General features: G+C 61.3%; 2 protein-coding genes and 2 pseudogenes. All 4 read left to right on the plus strand.

The window, feature by feature from the left end; all coding sequences use genetic code 11:
* A pseudogene (locus AB4Y84_RS16955) lies at positions 1-332 on the plus strand (hypothetical protein); the annotation flags it as partial.
* Positions 333-695: 363 nt separating this feature from the next.
* The gene (locus tag AB4Y84_RS16960; RefSeq protein WP_394197267.1) at positions 696-1,709 is read left to right on the plus strand and encodes a hypothetical protein; all 1,014 of its coding nucleotides are present in this window, start codon (positions 696-698) and stop codon (positions 1,707-1,709) included.
* 712 nt (positions 1,710-2,421) lie between these two features.
* The gene (locus tag AB4Y84_RS16965; RefSeq protein ID WP_032952144.1) at positions 2,422-2,958 is read left to right on the plus strand and encodes a hypothetical protein; all 537 of its coding nucleotides are present in this window, start codon (positions 2,422-2,424) and stop codon (positions 2,956-2,958) included.
* Between the two features lie 57 nt (positions 2,959-3,015).
* A pseudogene (locus AB4Y84_RS16970) lies at positions 3,016-3,323 on the plus strand (XVIPCD domain-containing protein); the annotation flags it as partial.

Consider the following 3,323-nt stretch of genomic DNA (forward strand, 5'->3'; position numbering starts at 1 on the left):
GTATGGGGTTGATCCTCACGACGCTTATCCTGACTGCCCCCCCAATGGCGGCGATGTTCTTCCAGGGCACGCTGGGTGGCTTCGTGGCAGATTCGCAGATAGGTGGTAGTCCGGTGGCTGCTGCGCCGGGACCGAATGGGCAGCCGCCGGGTAGTTACAGGCCTGCGGCTCCAACCAACTCCGAAGAATCTGTGAATAGTCAAAGCCATACGGCCTTGGCGGATTTCAGCAGGCGCGGAGAGTCGGACTGCAGGGTCATCTTTTCGTATCGGAATCAGTGCGTAGCATGGTTGGTTCCGTTAGTCAGGCTGGGGCGTCTCGCGCCGGTCTAGCGAGTGCCAAAGAGCCGGCCGAGGCCCAGGAATTGGCTCAGCAGTCCTGCATTGATACCGATGGTAACGCCTGTCAAGTGGCATACGAGGAGTGTGCCAAGCCGGTGTATAAGCCCTTTTAGGAGGTCCAACGCAACAGATTTGGAGAGCGCCAAGCCATTCTTCCAGCAGTGCCGGTATCGTTTTGCGATCTACGGGGACGTCGGACAAATGCTGGGGGCGCTTAAGAGCAGGGCCCAGTCGACGCAAGCTTTCTCGCTATAGGCATCTCGTGATCAAATCAGTTGAAGTGACACGGTACGCCGTGCTCGAAGGCACTATCCGCATTGTCGTAAATCTCCACACYATTCGATGGAACGAATCATGCAGAATCCCTTCCGTGTAGTGATGCTGGTCGGCGGACTGGTGCTCGGTTCGTCAGCACACGCCGCCGATAGCTGGGTCATTTTCGCCGGTGGCGACAAGCCCAATCGTGAGGCGTGGGTGGTGGATGCGCAAACGCTCAGCAGCCGCTCGGACCTAATGGCTTTCCTGCAGACCGCCACGCAGGAAGAGCAGAACGCGTACCTGAAGCAATTACGCCGAAAGAAGCCACCAAAGCCCGGTGAGCGCGTTGCTGGCCCGGATCCGGTATACGAGATCCAAGTCAATACGGTTTACGAGAACGCGACCAAGCCGAATCGTCTGATCAGGAAGTACTCGGTGAACTGTGCGCGTAACACTGTGGCCATGAAGATGAGTCTGGTGCAATGGCGCGACCGTGCAATCGAGGATGTTCCACCGGACAGATTCGATCCGACCAGCGAGGCGGTCGAGCCGTGGCAGGTGCAACTGGTGCGGTTTGCCTGTCTGGTCGGGCCTGACCCCGAGGCCAAAGCGCCTGCGGAAATGATGAAGCGGGGCTTCCTGCCCATCGGTGACGTCGGCCAATCACCCGCGAATTTCGTCTGGGGGAACCTCTGGAAGGACGGCACGCGTCCTGCGTTCACCTATCGGCCGACCGACGCCGAGCTGGACCGTATTGAACGTAATCTGGAAGCAAACCTGGCACGCGGTCAGCGGGAAACGGCCCGCGTGCTGGATGAGTCAGTTCGTGCAGCCAACCGTGTGGGTCGCAACAACCTCATGGACATGTGGATCGGCAAGACCGAGCAGGAGTTCGTGCGGACATGGGGAACGCCGGACCGCGTGGAGAACGGGTCTGATGGATCGCGCACCTTGTACCTGCATCGTGGTGAGCGCGTTCAGGGGTTGAACGTATACGGGCATGTCGTCAGTGACGTGAACAATCGCTGCGATATCACGGTGCTGACGATGGACGGCTACATCCGTGACTACGCCACGCAAGGGGCTACCTGCGCGCAGCAATTGCGCTGACCGCGATTGTCGGCCACGGCCTGAGACTGCCAGGGGTCAGGAAAACCATGAAACGAATCCAACACGTTTTCTAGCCGTGACTGCTGTGGATTGCAGGCCTGCTGCCTTTTCCTGTCTTGGCGGAGGGCAATCGCACGCCGGGCAGGTATCCAATAGGTGGCCAGGGCGTGCCGGGCTACGCGGCCATCCGGCGAGCATCACGGACTCTGCGTGCAACATCCCGCGCGGGGCGGTTCACTGAAACCGCCAGCGTTGTCGCTGTCATGCCGACGCAGGGCGCGGTCATTGTCGCTACGCAGCAATGCAGCGCGAAGGTGACATGGAAGCAGATGTCACAGGATCAGTGCAGGATTGCCACCACGGCCTGCACGGCGCGTCTGTTCATCAGGTAAGGCGCCATTCACGCTTAGCCCGTTTTTTTTGTGATCAATTCCGCTTTTCGCTTTCCCTGCTCTTCGACGCAATAGACCTCCTCGCGCTAAGCTCTCTTGGCGTCAGAAAAATGACGCTTCGGCGCTACCGATTGCAGGAGCTTTTCCGTCCATGAGGACCCTGTCTGCCCGTCCGACGGGTGACGCTTGCCACCATCGCTGCCACGGTGCTCCCGGAGCTATCATCCGCATCTGCCGGGTGACTGGCGCGACCGGGCAGCGCCACCATGCCCGCCTATGGCGCGGGCATCGGCAAGACGACATTGAAGGAGTGGGAGGGGATGGACGACAGGTTTGGCGCACACATGGACGATGCCCTGGCATTCGTTCCGTCCGGTGCGAACCTGCTGGAAGCCGTCAGGGGCGAGCTCAACGGCGATGGCATCGAGTACCAGCTGCTGGTCATCGACCAGCCGACGCCGGAAGGGCTCGTGCCCGGCCAGCACGGACCAAACCGGGTGCTGCTGTTGCTGCGCGGTGACGGGCGCGGGCGCTGGCAGCTTGCCGCGCGCAACGACAAGCTGGTGCCGTGTTCCACCCGCGGTGGCCTGGCTGGCGACCCTTTTGCGTATGCAATGGTTGAGGAAGACACCTTCAGCGTGATCACCAACGGCGGCAGCCGCGAGCGCTGGAGCAGCACGTACCGGTTCCGCTACGCATCGGCGGACAAGGCCTGCTGGGTGGATGGGGTGAGACGCAAGGTCGTGGATATCGAGACCGAAGCGACCAACATCCGGGATTTCTCGGTGGCGGAACTGGGCAGGGTGCGGTTCGAGGACTTCGACCCGTCCAGTGTCGCCGAGGTGTCGCTTCCATGAGCCAAGCTCCAACCGGCGGAAAGGAATCCGCGCTGATGAACATCCAGGAGTTGTACTGTGTCGACCGATAGAGAGTCGCAACTGCTGCGGCAGGCGACCAACGCCGGCATCGACTCCCCCCTTGAGCTGGCCAATTTCATGGCCCAGGCAGGGCACGAGTCGCGCGGCTTGAGCCGGCTCAACGAGAGCTTCAACTACACCCGGGGCATCTCGCAGATCCCGGTGGAAGCGGCGTGGCGCAATGGTACCGAGGCGCTGGAGTCTGCGCGCCAGGAAGCCCTGCGTGGGCGTCCGGATGACCTGGCCGAGCTGATGTATGGCGGCCGGATGGGCAACGACGCGCCCGGTGATGCGCTGAAGTACCA

The organism is Stenotrophomonas sp. 2YAF22 (genome assembly GCF_052114665.1).
GTDB classification, from domain to species: Bacteria; Pseudomonadota; Gammaproteobacteria; order Xanthomonadales; family Xanthomonadaceae; genus Stenotrophomonas; species Stenotrophomonas indicatrix.